The sequence below is a fragment of the Enterobacter kobei genome (assembly GCF_001729765.1).
Classification (GTDB): Bacteria; Pseudomonadota; Gammaproteobacteria; order Enterobacterales; family Enterobacteriaceae; genus Enterobacter; species Enterobacter kobei.
This window is the reverse complement of the sequence record NZ_CP017181.1, coordinates 475308-492060: the sequence shown is the minus strand read 5'-3', so window position 1 is coordinate 492060 and position 16753 is coordinate 475308. Positions and strand designations below refer to the sequence as shown.

The following is a 16753-nucleotide window of genomic DNA, read 5'->3' as shown; positions in this document are numbered from 1 at the left end:
TCCGAGGATTAGGCAGCCTGCAACAAATCGGCTGGCGTTGAGGGATGGTATCTGGCTTTAGCTTTTAGATAGGCATCACGCGCCGCCGCTTCGGTAGTAAATAAGCCAAGGTGATGGCGTACACCATTAACGCGAATGTAAGCCTCCCATTTGCTACAGCCCTTATTCCAGCTATACCCCCTTGCCTTGCGTCGGTTCTGGTCGTTTTCCCGCTGCGTAACCAAGCGCAGATTGCATAGGCGGTTGTCGTCACGGATACCGTTGATGTGGTCAACTTGCAGACCATCAGGAATAGCGCCATGCGCAAGAATCCACGCCACGCGATGGGCTTTTAGCTGGTACTGCTTGCCATCAAGTCGCAGGGCAACTTGACGATAACCATCAGCTCGCCGGGTGGAGTCAGCATAGGAGCCAGCCTTAACCCGGCGTCGGTTAGCTATATGGTGCAGGCGACCTGTCACCGGGTCATACAGGAAAAGGGATCGCAATAACTCAGGGGCGTAAGCATCATTAACCATGACTCAGCCCCTCCAGTTACACAGCTTGTCGGAAATTGATAACGCAGTCCGGGCGGCGCAGCCCAACATTGAACAGACGATATGAGTCCATCACCATCGTCATTTCGCGCTCATCATCCCACTGACGATTGATGACGCTCTGCGCTTCGACCGTCAGCAGCACAGAGGAAGGTTTAAACAGCGTCGCTCTCGTCATCGCTTCCTCTGCGGTAACGTCATAATCAGCGCCCAGTTCATGCCCGGTAATGGCTTCCTGCGGGTAACTATTCAGCTCGATAACTCGCACCCCAGCGACATAGCCAACACGACGCCATGCGTAATCGTTGCCACTATCCCGGCTGTAACGGACGTTCATCAGCTTCTTATGTTCCATCAGAATGCTGAACCAAGCCGGGTCGATGAGAAGCACCAGCTCAGCCACCGGAATATCTTTCTCGGTAAGGAACCGATTAACAGCAGCTTTGATAGCGTGAACCAGTTCGTTAGCCGCATCCTCTTCGCTCCCCGTTGTCAGGTCGAGCGAGACAACGTTATCCGTAAGCGGGTTAAACGTTGGTTGCAGTGTCGGCGGCGGTACAAAGTCAGTCGCTTTGATTAACTGGATGGTGTGCGCTTCGTCGTAAAACTTCGCATGGGCTGTCCCCATGTTGCGGCTCAGCTCGGCGCGAAAGGTGGGTGCAGTCCAGTCATCTTGATAATCAATCGGGATGCGGATATAGCTCAGAGTATCCACAGAGATGATCAGCTTGTCCGACTTAACGGCGGTAGGCTCCAGCGATTGCCCTGCGGTTCTGCCCTTCACCTCAAGATCACCACTCAGGCGATCAATGCGGTATTGGTTGCTGCCTTTCAGCGGCCTGTATGTAGACAGCCCCTCGGCCAGAAATACGGATTTGGACTCTAAACGGGTCTGGACATCCCGGTCATAAGCCTCGATGTGAATATCATTGTCGGATTCCACCCCGCCATAATGTGGGCGAAACAGATCGGGACTGTACGAAGTATCAGCCATAACAAAACTCCTACGTAGGTTGATGAAGCCCGCGCCATCGTCATGGCACAGACGTGCGTAATCCTCCCGCCGAGGCAGGATTCAGAACGGTATCGATTAAAGGGATGAGGTGCCCCGAAATGGGCGTTTTGAGGCCAGAGCTGGCGCGGTTCTCAGGGGTTAGTGCGCGTGAAGTAAGGCGAACGTATTACCTTGCATTAGTGCGCACTCATACGCGCCATGTTCAACACCTTCCGCACAGAGGTTTCAGACACGCCAACCTTGCTTGCGATGTAACGATTCTTCTGGCCTTTTGCAGAGCGATCGATAATGTCAGCGCGTATCGCCTCAGTGATCACCTTGCGGGGTCTGGCTCGATTCTTCTCGTGCCGTTCACGTTCGCGCATCCGCTCGGCCATCTTCGGCGGTAGTACAGGGGAAAGCCCACGGCTAACGCCAGATGTGCGGGTGCCGGATGTGGCAGAACGGGCAACGATATAAACCGCTTCGTCTGGGTTAAAAGCGTGCTGCACACGCTCAGGGTAAATGTGGTCGCATCTACCCAGCGGCAAGGCGAAATCCGGGCGCACGTCAGCGACACGCTCCACGGCATGGAAATTACAGGTGCTCATTACGAACCTCGGTTAATTAAAAATAGGCTTTCAGATGCCGCGCAGAATGCGGCTTGCGGGGACTCATGCGCATAGATTGGTGTGGTAGTACCGGGTTGGTGCGCACTCAGTCTTGCAGGGCGCATTCCACCGTTGGGCGTTAGCGACCAGCACGTTTGCCAGCGGAGCGCTGCGCAACCAGAGCGCGGTATTGTTCATCGTACTGGCGATGGCCGGGGCCATAACCTGATTGCTGCGCCCACTGCGTAAGTTGGTCATACGCTGCTATAAACTCAGCATGAGACATTCCGACAGGTTGCGCGGTAGACTGGCCGTTTGGGACGTAACCGGTAATGGAACCGCCAGCCATACGCTCTTGCAGATACTGAACCGCACGCGACATCTGCGCGGGGTCGCCAGACATGACCATCCGTTCAAGGGTTGATTGCGTCCCGGCGTCGAGTGTGCCAGCGTACTGCAACATGGCGTCAACTGTCCCCTGCCCTAGCTGGCTTTCGACAGACTGGTGAAACTGCCCCATCAGCCCATGAAGTTCAGGAGTCAACTCAACAATAGTGCCATCCTGTAATTGCAGCGTGTCGCCCACTTGCGCCCCAGCGCTGTTAGCGTTCTGGTCTTGCTGATTTGCGATATTGCCATTATTCCATTGTCCGCCATCATTGCCGTTAACGGGTTGGGTACGGAGGAAATCAGCATCAGCAGGCGCAGAGCTAAAGCGGGATGCCCCATTGTCAGCTCCAACAGGTGCAGCCATGTATGGCGATTGCTGCGGTACAGCATCAGCGCCAGCAGCGAGATAAGGGTTTTGATTGTCAGCCATAATTATGCAACCTCTTGTGATGTAACTCGGCGGTGCGCCAGTTCAAGTAAAAGCATGTGCGCGTGTACGCATCGGGCAGGAATCATCTTCTGTCCGTGGTACGCTTTGCCGAGATCTTGTCTGTCGATCTGGTACACATGAGCCAAATCGATTTGGCGAAGATTCAAGGCTTCGGCAATGAATTTCAGTTGTTGCCCGCAATCAGCCGCGCGGCGCGGCTCCATTAAAATGATGGTGCTCATGAAATAATCCTCAGTTAGATAAGGCCATGACGACGCAACCAACGTCGCTCGCCAACGGAGCCACGCGGTCGCTGCCTTGGATTCTGGTTTGGTGCTTGGCCGGGATCTGTTCGCCCTTCCCCGGTCAGGTTCTGCGTCAGCACGCCCCAGCCCCGTGATTCAATCGGCGCGTATCCCTCGCGTTGTTCATCAAGATTCACATAGAGATCAGGGTTAACGGCGGGGTGCAGCGGTTCGTTCTCTGCCATCATTCAGCCTCGCTGAATTTGGAGTTAACAGACTCCAGAGTATCCGGGTACGACCAACGATTTCTCAGACAGCGTTGCACATGCGCGACGACTTCAACAGGGACGCCCAGCTTTTCGGCGATCTCGGCGGCAGGCCAGCCAAAGCGCTCTAACTTGTGGATTTCGTCAATGTCCGCAGGCACTAGCTTGCGCACTGCTTTCTGCTTAGCTGGCTTCACCTTCACGGTTTTCTCTGCCGGGTGTGTGTGCGCGTTCTGGAATCGGGAATGCGCGATGGCCAGCACAGTGGCCGGACGAATTAACATATCGCGTGCAATGGCGTACTCGGTATCCCGGTGCAGTTTGCCCGGTTTCCAGCGCTTACGAATGGCGTTGTAGTCGGCCAGCGTGATTTCTTCGTCTGGCTTCCACTGGTCGGCGAGGTCGTCTACGTAAACGCCACGGACTACGCGGTCAATGTCACGCAGGTCGAAGCCAGTGGCGGCGGCAATCGCTTCGTTGTTCATGTGCTCGACAATGCTCAGCTTATTGATGCGCTGGATATCGGCGATGGTCAGGGTTGCGTTATTGGTGGTTGTCATTCGGGAACTTTCCTTCAAAGTTAATCGAACCTTCTATAAGGTTTTTAATCAAGGCGAGGCTGGAAGCGGTGTGGACACCACCGCCGCGCCGGGCGTTGTCGTACATAGCTTTGGCCTGACGCTGAAATTTTTCAGGCAGCGAGGCGAACCATGCTCTAAATTCATCGGGACTCATTAATCGTCATCCTCCGGGAACACGTTGTTGAATGATGTGTCCGGCGCTTCTACGGCATTGGCCTTAAGGAAGTTGACCGCACTGGATAACTCCGCTGCGGCCATGCGCGACTCACCAGCCTTGTCTTCCTCAAGGCGGCGAATCAGCGCCCCAAGAAGCAAGCCTTTCATTCGCCACGTTTCATTTTCAAATTCAGATTTCGTCATTGGTGGTTGTCTCCAGTTAGTCCCATTGCACGCAGGTATTGAATGACCTCGGCATGTACTGGCTTTGGTAAAAACAGGCGACGCTGCACGGATTGAAATATCTCGTCGCGCGTCTTGTCGGCAGGGTGAACAGTCCCATTAAAGATCTCGCGAGCCATGCGGTAGGTCGGCCAAATACGAAAGCCATCCTCCCGGCGTCGAAATCGGTTCAATACCGCAGCGATACATTCCCAAGGCTCACAGTTATTGAGCAGGCAATATCGCTGTAGTGGCGTGCTTGCCCGGCGCATGATGGCTTCACGATTAAGGGTCTGAATATGACGTTCGGCCAATCCATCAAAGGAATAGCCGTTCAAGGCAAACGCAAGTTGGGCATTAAGCAGGGCGTCAGAACGCCCCGCGCGATGCAGCACGGTTTCATCAGGCATAAGGATTTCTCCAGAAGGGAATTTAAACAGGCGAGCTGGTCAGCTCAGAGGAAGCGGGAGATGTAGCCCCAATTGCAGTTTTCAGGGCGGTACAACGCCGCCAGCTCATCAGGTGCTGCACCGAGCGCCAGTGATGACCACAGCAGAAACGCGCGGGCAGGTTGTCCGTCGCGTCCAGCACGGCCAACCATCTGCACTAAATCGGGCAGGTCTTCGGGGGTATAAGTGATGATTACGTTATGCACGTCAGGGATATCAGCCCCCAGCCCGAAGGCTTTAGTAGCAATCAGAACCGCACCGGGCGTAGTGGCAAACCACTCAGCGTTAGCGTGTCGCTGGTCACGGCTCAGACGGCGGGTGTCGGAATGATAAGGCCGGGCGCGGCTTCCCAGCTCGTCGAGGTACGCGTAAAGCATTTTGATACTGTCCACCATCACCAGCGTCTTTTCATCCACCGGGAGGGCATCGACCAGACCAACAGCAGCCCGGCGCTGCGCTTCACATTGCCGAACAGGAACAAGCTGGATGTTTTCTCTGGCAGCGCTGGCGCGGAAGGTCAGGAACTCGCCACGACAGCCCAGCTCTTTCATCAGCTCAAACTCATCACCTCTTCGCAGGGTCGCGGTAAACGCGCAACGCTGCGCATCAGGGAAGGCATTTTGCAAGGTGTGCTTCATCGCGGGGAAAGCGGCGCGGAACTCCCAGTCGTCCACGGTGTGAACTTCGTCGATGATAAATCTGTCCACACCAGCGGCCATCAGTGCCGCCAGCACCTGACTACCCGGCACCAGATGCTCAGGCGAAACGACAACCACCCGAAACGCCCCAGCAGCCAGCCCCGCAAGTTGCTGCGCATTACGCCGCTTCGGTAGCTTATCGCCAAAGGCCACCGCGTGAACGCCAGTCTCCCTTAACTGCTGTAGCACCTGCTGCTTGATAGTATTCGTAGGCACAACAATAACGGTCAGACCGTCACCAGTACCAGACTCGAATTGAAGGGCATAGGTGAACGCAGCCGTCTTGCCGTACCCAGTCGGCAGCACCGCCAGCATATCGCGGTCACGGGCAAACACAGCGGCGGCTACGTCCTGCTGGCCGGGTCGCCAGTCGCCACCATCTGGCGGCGGTAATGGCACAAACGCCGGGCGGTCGCATTGCTCCAGCTCACGGAACCTGTACGGCGCTGTAACCAGCGGCGGGATGGACGGCGGCAGGTCAGCGCCGCCAACGTCACAGTGTTGGTTCTTCGTGTTGAAATTGTCCTTAGTGGATTTCAGCTCACTGCCCCATAGCTGGTGAAACTCCGGGCTATCCCCGAGGGTGTCAAAGTCAGCGTGGCGCATCGCCTCCAGCTTGCTCATGCCACGATTGATGCGGCGGATGGTCTTCTCATCACAAATCAGAAACTCGCGACAGGCTTTAAGAAAGGCGTTTTGCCCCGTGGTCGCTTCCGGGATGGCGTGCTCACGCGGTTTCAATGCGGCATCGTCTACGCGAACACCGGGGAAATCTGGTGGCAGCGGCTCGGCGTACCGGGCAGGCTTTTTGTTTAGCCACATCACCAGCTCAGCGCGGCGGCAGTGGATTGCATCGCCCGGCTGGATAATCTGGCGCAACCCTGCATCAGCGCGGCGGGCGTGTGTCTTGCGTCCGATTCCGTTAGCCTCTTTCCATTCTCGGAACGACATAACAGAATCGTCAGCGTTAAAGTAAAACTCTTGTGACTCCGTATTAAACGCAGCCTGTATGGGTTTACGCTTTACAGGACATTGCTTGTTACGCGATACAACTATCTTATCCGCAACCAGTTGCTGAGCATCCGCAGGCGCAGTGTTCAGCGGTTCGGCGTCAGCGGCCAGCGCAAGCAGGCGGTTCAATCTCGTGGGCATGTTTGAAATCTCCAGTCAAATAATCAAGCAGCTTTCCGCCAGATGTATCGGCGGTGGACACCTCTCTTTTTGGTCACGCCGTGCAGCTTTCGCCATGCGCGGAAGGTCATAACGGAACCATCGGGATTGTAGTAATACACACGCAGACGTTTGTGGAATGCTCCCTGTACCGTCTTGTCCGTGACAGCGCAGCGCACGTAATGCGGGATAACAGTTTCACTCCAGACCAGTTGTTGCGGCGTGGCGCTAATCGTGCTTAACGCTTCGGCGGCAGCAGTTGCCAGCTCCAGTTGCAGGCGTGAATTCATGTGGCGTAAATCAACCATGATGTAAGCTCCAGAAATTAAGGTGAGTTTAGAACGGGGCGCAGGACGGAAGCGCCGGAAGTGTGGCGGTGGCGGTTGAGGCGGCGTCGGTGTTCCGTCCCTCTTTAGTAGTGATCTTCATCCAGTGATTTGGATTTAACTCAGGCGCAACAGGCAATGCAGCGGGATAGCGCGAGGGCGGGCTTGTGGTCTCATCTTCCCACACTAGTAACCCTTATCGGTCGGTAGCCTTCCCAATATAGTAGCTTTCAAGTCAAGAATGCTATCCGGGGCTTGCCTTCCCTTTGTAGTCACTTTCATCCACGCATACCCCGGACAGCCCTTGTGGCGTCTGGTGCGACAGGCAATTTCAGGTAGGTGTATTAGGGATGTGAAATTGGTTCTTGGCGTAGCTCTTTCCTACAATATAGACACTTTTAAATTTATTAATAAATGCAGGTGATGCTGCCAACTTACTGATTTAGTGTATGATGGTGTTTTTGAGGTGCTCCAGTGGCTTCTGTTTCTATCAGCTGTCCCTCCTGTTCAGCTACTGACGGGGTGGTGCGTAACGGCAAAAGCACTGCCGGACATCAGCGCTATCTCTGCTCTCACTGCCGTAAAACATGGCAACTGCAGTTCACTTACACCGCTTCTCAACCCGGTACGCACCAGAAAATCATTGATATGGCCATGAATGGCGTTGGATGCCGGGCAACCGCCCGCATTATGGGCGTTGGCCTCAACACGATTTTCCGCCATTTAAAAAACTCAGGCCGCAGTCGGTAACCTCGCGCATACAGCCGGGCAGTGACGTCATCGTCTGCGCGGAAATGGACGAACAGTGGGGATACGTCGGGGCTAAATCGCGCCAGCGCTGGCTGTTTTACGCGTATGACAGGCTCCGGAAGACGGTTGTTGCGCACGTATTCGGTGAACGCACTATGGCGACGCTGGGGCGTCTTATGAGCCTGCTGTCACCCTTTGACGTGGTGATATGGATGACGGATGGCTGGCCGCTGTATGAATCCCGCCTGAAGGGAAAGCTGCACGTAATCAGCAAGCGATATACGCAGCGAATTGAGCGGCATAACCTGAATCTGAGGCAGCACCTGGCACGGCTGGGACGGAAGTCGCTGTCGTTCTCAAAATCGGTGGAGCTGCATGACAAAGTCATCGGGCATTATCTGAACATAAAACACTATCAATAAGTTGGAGTCATTACCATAAATGCAGTCAGTTAAACGGTTATCTTTATTACCTATAACTTTCACAGATCAATAGATTAAAATTGATCGGAATTATCAGCTTTAAATTTCTTGACAGCTATTTGTATAATGGTTTTAAGAAGTTGTATCGGAGTGAGCGACTGGCAGTGAGCGTAGCGAACGGTAAGCCAGTCGGCGAAGAACGAAGAGTATGAGATGACTTGTCATCGAATACGATGAGTGATTGAGCGCTACGAACGAAGATACGCTGTATAACAGTTAGAACAGTTACCTAGCTGAATATGAATAATACATTTAATATTTATCTGGATTAGTATTTTCTATTTATTCTCCATGTAATAATTCAATCCTTTCTTCTATTTCAATAATCATTACTATCTCAGCAATTAGCTGTTTAAGTAATACCGCTTTAAATTACCATCCCACTACATAACTCCCGACCTGTAGCCAGTACGGCGAGCGGGTAAGCGATGAGTACCGAGCATCGCATAGAGCAAAGCGAAAGAGAAGCACAGCAGCAGGCGGCGACTGATAAATGAGCCGAACAGGTGAGTGCAAGCAGGCGTAAGCACTGCACCGTTGAGAGGTGTGGAGACGGCGGAACGTCTCCGCGTTTAGGCAAAGCGGCGTCACTGAGGCGCAGCACTTGCCATCTAGGAGATGACACCAGATAAGAACCTTCATAGATAATTTATTCAAGAATTATAAGTGGTACTTAATAAAGTTGATCTGGATAAGTAAACCTAATAATGATGAGTCTGTATAAATCTTAGTCAACCTAACCGCATCTTGAATAAATTAGCGTTGAATCCCTTCCCCGCCCCCAACCGGGAATTGTTCAGTGATAAATCACTTTCACAATCTGATCTCGATGCTCATCGTCTGGCACGGCTAAAGCCCCGCCACCTCTTCACATCGAGAGCCGCGAGTAAAACGAAAACACGTTACAAATCATAGCATTACGACATCACGCATAACATAACTATCTGATATCAATACAAAAGCTGTAGGTCATCCATCACCCACAGCCCAGTAACGGCCAGTGCTGACACCTCATTTGGCTGTAGGCCATCATCCCTCGCCCTTGTTCCAATGACGTTTAACGGTGCTCACGCTAATGCTAAGACGCTTCGCTACCTTCGATTGAGACAGCCCCTCACTCCGCAGCTCCTGCACCTTTTGAGTGGTGTCGGTGGCTTCCTTGCGTCCCAGCTTAACGCCATTGGCTTTCGCTTTCTCCAGCCCGTCCAGTGTCCTCTCACGGATACGGTTCCGCTCGAACTCCGCAAAGGCTCCGAACATGTGTCTGATTAACGTGCCTTCGGGTGTAGTCAGGTCGTGCGCTGGCAGGTCAAGAGACACCACCTTCACGCCACGTTCTAACAGCATGTCGATGGTCTGCTGTACGTCGATGTTGTCACGCCCCAGCCTGTCCAGTTTCAACACGACAAGCTGATCTCCCGCTTCCAGCTTGTGCTCAACCATCGCCCGAAACTTAGGGCGCTGCATAGCCTGAACGCTGCCGGAAATGTCCTCGCTGATTACCCTGCTCTCAGGCACCGTGTACCCGGCACGCTCAATAGCCAGCACCTGATTCTGCGTATCCTGCTCGCGTGTTGAAACGCGGCAGTAGATAAAAGTCCTCATGGTTCACCTCACCCGTCTGGTATCACAAAACGGTAGCATCATTGCATTAGTGGTAGCATTTAGTCAAACCCTAAATTGATGACACCAGATAGTAATCACTCAGGCAGGTAGCAAGAATCGAACGATTGATGACGCCATCAAACGCTGGCAGTGTGCCCTCGGCAACACGCGCCTGCAACGGTTGCCTCGGATGAGCAAAATCTTAGGGTTTTCTCAGCGACCCCTGACGCGCGGGCACGCACATGCGCACGGGGGCGCGGGCGAGCTATAGAGTTGAGGGAGGGGCAACCATAAGCGTGCAATTTTTCAAGCCGGGGATTCAGCTATAGGCTAACGGTAGAATGCGGCTTGTAGAGGGTTGTGCGCACATACCCAGTACAACCGCATTACTTCATGCGCACAAGTCCCTGAGAGCCGCTTGGGATGGGATCTCCGAAGTGCCTTTATGCCCCTCTGCTAAGTAATCTGGCAATACCAACCATTAGCCCCGTTGGTGGTAAGACAACAAGCGGAGCCTCTGGCGACTTCATCAGGGTTATGTCAGTTAGTGAGGCTTATCAGGATGACCATGTACCCAAAGGGAGCGAGGCCGAACCGCTGGCAGAGCTTGCATATGGTCTGCAAGTACCGTAACCACCATAAACCTGTTTATCCCCTGCGGCGTCTCGCGACGGCGACAGAACGGGGGCATCGGGCTAAAATGCGCTTCACTAAAAGTTTTTGGGATTGTTTAGAGACGGTGGCTACGTCATAGCTTTCAAGTTGAGTCAGTACGTGTTTGACGCTTGGAACTACACGCCGCTATGAGTTAACATCCCAATTACCACTATCAACCACAGCGGCTTTTTCAAGGGACATAACAGAGCATTTCTTACAGGCAAAAAAGATAGATTTTATTGTCTAACTAGCTGTATTGTAAGGAATTTAGTGACTTGGTGCCGAAGGCCGGACTCGAACCGGCACGTATTTCTACGGTTGATTTTGAATCAACTGCGTCTACCGATTTCGCCACTTCGGCACTGAAGGGGATGCGGAAACGTTGTGGATTATACCTGTCGCGCGCCGCCATGCAAGCGACGATGCGCGAAACCCGCGCTAAGTGCCCAAAAAACCAGCGCCCTTCGTCACTCCAGCTCTGACACCGCCAACCGAATCACCCCTGCCGCCTTCTGCTCCGGCAGCGCCAGCACCTTCGCCCACATCTCCTGCACCATATCGCAGGAGAGCTTCTCTTTACCCGCCGCCTTCTCCGGCATCTGCAGCAGCTGGATGTCCTCGCCGTACTTATCGGCAAGCGCCTTCATAATCGGCCGCACATCTTCGACAGCCGCCTCGCGTTCAGCCGGTGTCACGGTGTGGCGTTTTTTGCCGTAGGCCGCGCGCATCATGTCGGCGTCGGCCTGCATGCGCCGCGCCATCAGGTCTTTATCCAGCATGCGCATTGGGTTCACGCCGCCCTTCACCATCGGGTAGAGGAAGCGGAAGCAGGCGTCGTCGCTCACCTTCTGAATGGCGGCGGTCTGCTCCATGTTGATGGTCATGTAGTTCACCACGTTGGCGTCCGGGGCGTTTTGCAGGCGCGACATCTGCAGATGCAGGATCTGCGGCTGGATGGTGTCGATAATCTGCTGCTCCGGCTCGCCCGCTTTTTGCAGGGCGGCCATCTGGTCGAGGATACGCTGATGCAGCGCAGGCTCCTGCTCCTTAATAACCTGCCAGGCGGGCATCGCGTTAAGGGCAGCATCCATCTGCTGTTCCGGCGCGCGCTGCCTGTCGAAGAACACCCAGAACGCCACGGCGGCGGCCGCGACGACGACAATCACAATACGGGTCCACGTTTTATTCATCTCGCATCCTTATCCTTGCGTTATGCCGGTTTACACCGGCACGCCGCTGTGGAAGCGAAACTCGTGGTCCGGTGTCGAGATAAGTGTGGCTTCAATTTCGCCAAAATGCTGTATGCGCGGTGAGATATCGTCGTCGCTCACCTGTTGGGCCAGCGTCAGGTAGTCCTGATAGTGGCGCGCTTCCGAGCGCAGCAGCGAGAGATAAAACTTTTGCAGGTCGTCCTCGAGGAACGGGGCCAGCGCGGCGAAGCGTTCGCAGGAGCGGGCTTCGATGTAGGCGCCGCAGATGAGCTTGTCGATCAGCGTCAGCGGTTCGTGGGTGCGCACTTCTTTAAGCATCCCTTTGGCGTAGCGGCTGGCGGTGATTTTGACGTACGGAATGTCGCGGGCCAGCATCGCCTCCCGCACCTGCCAGAAGTGGTGGAGCTCCTCTTTAATCAGCAGCACCATGCTGTCGATGAGCGCCTGGCCCCACGGGTCGTCGGTTTTGGGCATCACGCTTTTGCCAATCTGCTTGTGCAGGGCAATAAAGTCCGGCTCCGGGCCGTCGCGGAAGGTGAACAGTTCGTAGGGTTTGAGCCAGTCGAGCAGCGCGTCGGCACCGCTTTCGTCGGCGACGTATTTACGAACCAGTAATAGCGCGGTCTGGGCGGCCTTGAGCTCGCACACCATGTGGTCGGTGAGCAGCAGCGGCAGGTTCGCCGGGTCGCGGGCTTTATCAATCCATGCTTGCGGGGTCGGGCACTGGAGAAAGTTGAGTACGGGGGCGAGTATCTGCGTGTAATCCATGGTTCTGCCTTGAAAAAGCGGTGGCGAGGGCCACCGCCTGAAACGCTTAGTGACGCACGCCGTCGTCGTCTTCGTCGACGTAATCTTCGTCGTCGCCTTCTTCGCCGTCTTCACCGTTCGGATCTTCGAAGTAGGTTCCCCAGCCGTCGTACTCCACCTCAAACTTCTCGGCCAGGTTCATCAGCTGTTCTACCTGCGCGTCGATCAGCTCTGCCTTCAGCGCGCCTTCGCTCAGGATGTCGCAGCAGATGACGGTGTCGCCCTCTTCCACTTCCAGCTCTTCCGGCTCGGTCACTTCGTAACCCAGCTTGAAGGCTTCCACGGCCAGTTTTTCCAGCGCGTCGAAATCATCCGCAGAGAAATGGTGCTCGATGGTGTACAGCGCGTCCGGATCGCTACCGTCTTCCAGCAGCTCTTCAATAATCAGACGCGTCTCTTCGCGTTGCTCTTCCAGGTGTTCCGGGTTTGCCATGGCTCAATCCTCTTTAAAGTGCGGCAGATACTTCTATTTTCACACACGGACGGGTTTGCCTCCACCTTTGTAAGAAAGAATTGTGAAACGGGGTTGCAAATGAATAATTACACATATAAAGTGAATTTTAATTCAATAAGTGGCGTTCGCCAGGCGAGGATAAAATGTCCGATTTGTACAAGAAACACTTTCTGAAATTGCTCGACTTTACCCCTGCACAGTTCACTTCTCTGCTGACTCTTGCCGCACAGCTCAAAGCCGATAAAAAAAAGGGCAAGGAAGTACAAAAGCTTACCGGTAAAAACATCGCGCTCATCTTCGAAAAAGACTCGACCCGTACACGATGCTCTTTCGAAGTTGCCGCATTTGACCAGGGCGCACGCGTCACTTATTTAGGGCCGAGCGGCAGCCAGATTGGGCATAAAGAGTCAATTAAGGATACCGCACGGGTGCTCGGGCGGATGTACGACGGCATTCAGTATCGCGGCCACGGCCAGGACGTGGTCGAAACGCTGGCACAATATGCGGGCGTGCCGGTGTGGAACGGCCTGACCAACGAGTTTCACCCGACGCAACTGCTGGCGGACCTGCTGACCATGCAGGAGCACCTGCCGGGCAAAGCGTTTAACGAGATGACGCTGGTCTACGCGGGCGATGCGCGCAACAACATGGGCAACTCGATGCTGGAAGCGGCGGCGCTGACCGGGCTGGATCTACGTCTGGTGGCCCCGAAAGCCTGCTGGCCGGAAGAGAGCCTGGTAGCGGAGTGCAGCGCGCTGGCAGAGAAGCACGGCGGCAAAATCACCCTGACGGAAGACGTGGCGGCCGGCGTGAAGGGCGCGGACTTTATCTATACCGACGTGTGGGTGTCGATGGGCGAAGCCAAAGAGAAGTGGGCGGAGCGGATTGCGCTGCTGCGTGGGTATCAGGTGAACGCGCAGATGATGGCGCTGACCGGCAACCCGAACGTCAAGTTCCTGCACTGTCTGCCGGCGTTCCATGACGACCAGACTACGCTCGGCAAGCAGATGGCGAAAGAGTTTGATCTGCACGGCGGGATGGAGGTGACGGACGAGGTGTTTGAGTCGGCGGCGAGCATCGTGTTCGACCAGGCGGAAAACCGGATGCATACGATTAAGGCGGTGATGGTGGCGACGCTTGGGGAGTGATCCTCTCTCCACGTTATTGATTCGGTGCGCTCTTCTTGCCGGGTGACGCTGCGCTTACCCGGCCTACAAAACCCGTTGGCCCGTGCAAGCGAAGCGCCGCCGGGAAAACCAGGCCTGCTCAATTGATTTTTCACCCCAAAAAAGGTACGTTTTCGCCTTAATTCCAGCGTGGACATGCCAGCATTATGCCGATTATTCAGTCTGTTGAACGTGCGTTGCAGATCCTCGACCTGTTCAACGAACAGGCCACCGAGCTTAAGATCACCGACATCAGCAAACTGATGGGGCTGAGCAAGAGTACCCTCCATTCGCTGCTGAAAACCCTGCAGCTTCACGGCTATATCGATCAGAACCCAGAGAATGGTAAATATCGCCTCGGCATGAAGCTGGTCGAGCGCGGCCATTTCGTCGTGGGCTCAATGGATATTCGTCAGAAGGCAAAAGGCTGGCTGACGGATCTATCCCGGCGGACCGGGCAGACCACCCATCTGGGGATCCTGGACGGGCGTGAAGGGGTCTATATCGAGAAGATTGAAGGCAAGCTGGCCGCCATCGCCTATTCGCGCATTGGCCGTCGCCTGCCGGTTCATGCCACCGCCATCGGCAAGGTGTTGATTGCCTGGCTGAGCGAGGCCGAGCTGAACGCCCTGCTGGAGGGCTATCAGTACACTACCTTTACCCCTTCCACTCTTGCCACCCGCGAAGCGTTGGTGGATGCGCTGAAAAAAACCCGCGAACAAGGCTACGCCCTGGACAGCGAAGAGAACGAGCAGGGCGTGCGCTGCGTGGCGGTGCCGGTGTGGAACCACGAGTCACGCGTGATTGCCGCCCTGAGCCTGTCGACGCTGACCTCGCGCGTGGACGACGCCGAGCTGGCTAATTTCCGCGAGCAGCTTCAGCAGGCCGGGCTCCAGCTCTCACGCGCGCTGGGCTACCCGGCCTGAGCCGCTATAGCGGCTCGTAGGTCAAGTAGTCGAAGTCCGCGTGGCAGCCGTCACCGCTGATGTCCTCGCAGTGCAGCCCCACAAATGCGCCGGTGAAGAAGCCGCGCCCGCCGATGTAGTCGTCCGACAGTTTCCACGCCTCATAGGTTACCGGCACGGTGTGCCACGTCTCGCCGTCGAACGAGTAGCTGTAGCGATAGACCAGCGTATCCACATCGACGCGCAGCCAGACGCTCTGCGCACTCTCCGGTACCGGAATCGGCTGCTCGTGCAGCGGCCATGACGGCACGTTGTGGTCGAGCTGGAGCACCTTTATTGTTCTCCCCTGCCCCTCCTCGTAGTCCACAAAGCAGTAGCTCCAGTTTTTACTGTTGTAGTAGCAGGTCAGCCCGGCGCTCTGCTGGAAGTGGACCGGCGAGAACTGCATCCGCGTCTCCGCCCGGAAGGTGAAGTGCTGCCAGCGGCGCGCCACGGTCGACTGGGTGAAGGTCGAGTTAAGCGAGTCGTTGCCGTAGAGCCGTAAATAGCCGGGGCGCGCGGTGAGCGAGCCGAGGGTGTCGTCGAACGGAATGCGCAGGGTTTGCAGCTCCGGGTCAAGCGAACTGGCGTCGAAGTCGTCCCGCCAGGTGGCCTGAACGGCTGCAGGCTGCTCGGCCACCTGCGGGCCTTTCACGGTCAGCTGCGCGTGCTTACCACCTTCGACATACGGCCAGCCGTCGCGCCACTCAATGCGGGCGATGCCGGTCTCGCGCCCCAGCGGGCAGTAGCCGCGCCCGCCGGAGGCCAACAGCGGCACGCCGGGCAGGCGCAGCGGGCGGCTGGTGAGGTAGGCCATATACCATTCCCCCGTGTGGGTCTGCAGCAGCGAACCGTGGCCGCTCTTCTGCAGCGGGTTCTCCGGCAGGTGCCAGCTGGTCATCATCGTCACCTCCGGGTGCAGCTCGTACGGCCCGTCGATCGTTTTTGAACGCAGCACCACAACGGCGTGTTCGTAGCTGGTGCCGCCTTCGGCAACCATCAGGTAGTACCATCCTGCGTGGCGATACAGGTGCGCGCCTTCGGTGTAGCAGAGCGGCGTGCCGGTAAACAGGGTCTTACGCTCCGGCGAGAGGGTACCGGTCTGCGGATCGAACGCCTGCATCACGATGGTGTTGTGCGGGTTGCTGTGGTGGCGCGGCCCCCACGGGCGGTAAAGGTAATATTTGCGGCCATCGTCGTCGTGAAACAGGGACGGGTCGAACCCGCCGTTGCCCATCGGGATCGGCTCGCTCCACGGCCCCTCAATGGACGGCGCGGTGACGAGGTAGTTGCGGCCGTTTTTCCACGGCGAGTCGACAATCTTCACGTCGGTGTAGAGCAGCCAGAATTTGCCGTCGGCATAGCTCAGGCACGGCGCCCAGATGCCGCCGGAGTCCGGGTTGCCCTTCATGTCCAGCATCGACACGCGGTCCAGCGGGGTGCTGACCAGCGACCAGTTTTTTAAGTCGCGGGAGTGGTAGATGCGCACGCCCGGGAACCACTCGAAGGTCGAGGTGGCGATGTAGTAGTCCTCGCCCTGGCGGCAGAGGGACGGGTCCGGGTTGAAGCCGGTGAGTATCGGGTTAGTGATTTCCATAGTGCC

The 16753-nt window shown here is 55.8% G+C and carries 21 protein-coding genes and 1 tRNA gene; 4 read left to right on the top strand and 18 right to left on the bottom strand.

Annotated elements, in window-relative coordinates; genetic code table 11:
• Positions 1 to 8: 8 nt before the first annotated feature.
• The 12 genes from BFV64_RS02365 to BFV64_RS02310 form a co-directional block, all read right to left on the bottom strand.
• Positions 9 to 518, bottom strand: coding sequence for an HNH endonuclease signature motif containing protein (locus BFV64_RS02365; RefSeq protein WP_048241709.1), 510 nt, complete (start codon positions 516 to 518; stop codon positions 9 to 11).
• A 16-nt stretch (positions 519 to 534) separates the two neighbouring features.
• On the bottom strand, positions 535 to 1530 hold the full coding sequence (locus BFV64_RS02360) for a capsid protein (protein WP_048241710.1): 996 nt from the start codon (positions 1528 to 1530) through the stop codon (positions 535 to 537).
• A 197-nt stretch (positions 1531 to 1727) separates the two neighbouring features.
• Positions 1728 to 2141: a hypothetical protein gene (locus tag BFV64_RS02355; RefSeq protein ID WP_069601661.1), complete on the bottom strand. Its 414-nt coding sequence runs from the start codon at positions 2139 to 2141 to the stop codon at positions 1728 to 1730.
• A 139-nt stretch (positions 2142 to 2280) separates the two neighbouring features.
• Positions 2281 to 2961 (bottom strand): hypothetical protein, encoded by a 681-nt coding sequence (locus tag BFV64_RS02350; RefSeq protein ID WP_069601660.1) that lies wholly within the window; start codon positions 2959 to 2961, stop codon positions 2281 to 2283.
• 2 nt (positions 2962 to 2963) lie between these two features.
• Complete coding sequence (locus tag BFV64_RS02345) at positions 2964 to 3203, bottom strand: hypothetical protein (RefSeq protein WP_000103969.1); 240 nt, start codon at positions 3201 to 3203, stop codon at positions 2964 to 2966.
• Between the two features lie 14 nt (positions 3204 to 3217).
• Positions 3218 to 3451 (bottom strand): hypothetical protein, encoded by a 234-nt coding sequence (locus BFV64_RS02340; RefSeq protein ID WP_069602462.1) that lies wholly within the window; start codon positions 3449 to 3451, stop codon positions 3218 to 3220.
• Entirely contained in the window at positions 3451 to 4032 is a 582-nt protein-coding gene (locus BFV64_RS02335) for a hypothetical protein (RefSeq protein WP_069601659.1), read from the bottom strand. The genes BFV64_RS02340 and BFV64_RS02335 overlap by 1 nt, the downstream gene beginning before the upstream one ends.
• Positions 4016 to 4207, bottom strand: a complete 192-nt coding sequence (locus tag BFV64_RS02330) for a hypothetical protein (protein ID WP_069601658.1) — start codon at positions 4205 to 4207, stop codon at positions 4016 to 4018. The genes BFV64_RS02335 and BFV64_RS02330 overlap by 17 nt, the downstream gene beginning before the upstream one ends.
• Positions 4207 to 4413, bottom strand: coding sequence for a hypothetical protein (locus tag BFV64_RS02325; RefSeq protein ID WP_069601657.1), 207 nt, complete (start codon positions 4411 to 4413; stop codon positions 4207 to 4209). The genes BFV64_RS02330 and BFV64_RS02325 overlap by 1 nt, the downstream gene beginning before the upstream one ends.
• Complete coding sequence (locus BFV64_RS02320; RefSeq protein WP_069601656.1) at positions 4410 to 4841, bottom strand: hypothetical protein; 432 nt, start codon at positions 4839 to 4841, stop codon at positions 4410 to 4412. The genes BFV64_RS02325 and BFV64_RS02320 overlap by 4 nt, the downstream gene beginning before the upstream one ends.
• A gap of 44 nt (positions 4842 to 4885) precedes the next feature.
• Entirely contained in the window at positions 4886 to 6730 is a 1845-nt protein-coding gene (locus BFV64_RS02315) for a DEAD/DEAH box helicase (protein ID WP_069601655.1), read from the bottom strand.
• Positions 6731 to 6753: 23 nt separating this feature from the next.
• The gene (locus tag BFV64_RS02310; protein WP_032174593.1) at positions 6754 to 7056 is read right to left on the bottom strand and encodes a hypothetical protein; all 303 of its coding nucleotides are present in this window, start codon (positions 7054 to 7056) and stop codon (positions 6754 to 6756) included.
• A 492-nt stretch (positions 7057 to 7548) separates the two neighbouring features.
• Here BFV64_RS02310 and BFV64_RS02305 point away from each other — a divergent pair.
• A protein-coding gene (locus tag BFV64_RS02305) for an IS1-like element IS1B family transposase (protein ID WP_095033700.1) occupies positions 7549 to 8246 on the top strand; the annotation gives its coding sequence in 2 pieces (ribosomal slippage) (positions 7549 to 7798 and positions 7798 to 8246; 699 coding nt in all).
• Between the two features lie 1089 nt (positions 8247 to 9335).
• On the opposite strand, the gene BFV64_RS02300 is transcribed toward BFV64_RS02305, so the two are convergent.
• The 5 genes from BFV64_RS02300 to rraB form a co-directional block, all read right to left on the bottom strand.
• Positions 9336 to 9911, bottom strand: a complete 576-nt coding sequence (locus BFV64_RS02300) for a recombinase family protein (RefSeq protein ID WP_069601654.1) — start codon at positions 9909 to 9911, stop codon at positions 9336 to 9338.
• 933 nt (positions 9912 to 10844) lie between these two features.
• Positions 10845 to 10929, bottom strand: a tRNA-Leu gene (locus tag BFV64_RS02295).
• Between the two features lie 106 nt (positions 10930 to 11035).
• Entirely contained in the window at positions 11036 to 11758 is a 723-nt protein-coding gene (locus BFV64_RS02290) for a topoisomerase II (RefSeq protein ID WP_069601653.1), read from the bottom strand.
• Between the two features lie 30 nt (positions 11759 to 11788).
• Positions 11789 to 12547, bottom strand: a complete 759-nt coding sequence (gene miaE, locus BFV64_RS02285; RefSeq protein WP_069601652.1) for a tRNA isopentenyl-2-thiomethyl-A-37 hydroxylase MiaE — start codon at positions 12545 to 12547, stop codon at positions 11789 to 11791.
• A gap of 46 nt (positions 12548 to 12593) precedes the next feature.
• Positions 12594 to 13019, bottom strand: a complete 426-nt coding sequence (rraB, locus tag BFV64_RS02280) for a ribonuclease E inhibitor RraB (protein WP_029739283.1) — start codon at positions 13017 to 13019, stop codon at positions 12594 to 12596.
• A 99-nt stretch (positions 13020 to 13118) separates the two neighbouring features.
• Here rraB and argL point away from each other — a divergent pair, with 99 nt between their 5' ends.
• The 3 genes from argL (at position 13119) to xynR (ending at position 15132) form a co-directional block, all read left to right on the top strand.
• Positions 13119 to 13214 (top strand): putative translational regulatory protein ArgL, encoded by a 96-nt coding sequence (gene argL, locus BFV64_RS25810; RefSeq protein WP_213014371.1) that lies wholly within the window; start codon positions 13119 to 13121, stop codon positions 13212 to 13214.
• A complete protein-coding gene (gene argF / locus BFV64_RS02275; RefSeq protein ID WP_023331910.1) occupies positions 13184 to 14188 on the top strand; it encodes an ornithine carbamoyltransferase in 1005 nt (334 codons plus the stop codon). Before argL ends, argF begins: the two co-directional genes overlap by 31 nt.
• Positions 14189 to 14373: 185 nt before the next feature.
• Positions 14374 to 15132, top strand: coding sequence for a DNA-binding transcriptional repressor XynR (gene xynR, locus BFV64_RS02270; protein ID WP_069601651.1), 759 nt, complete (start codon positions 14374 to 14376; stop codon positions 15130 to 15132).
• 4 nt (positions 15133 to 15136) lie between these two features.
• Here the strand turns inward: xynR and BFV64_RS02265 are convergent, their stop codons facing one another.
• Complete coding sequence (locus BFV64_RS02265) at positions 15137 to 16747, bottom strand: glycoside hydrolase family 43 protein (protein WP_069601650.1); 1611 nt, start codon at positions 16745 to 16747, stop codon at positions 15137 to 15139.
• Positions 16748 to 16753: the final 6 nt, after the last annotated feature.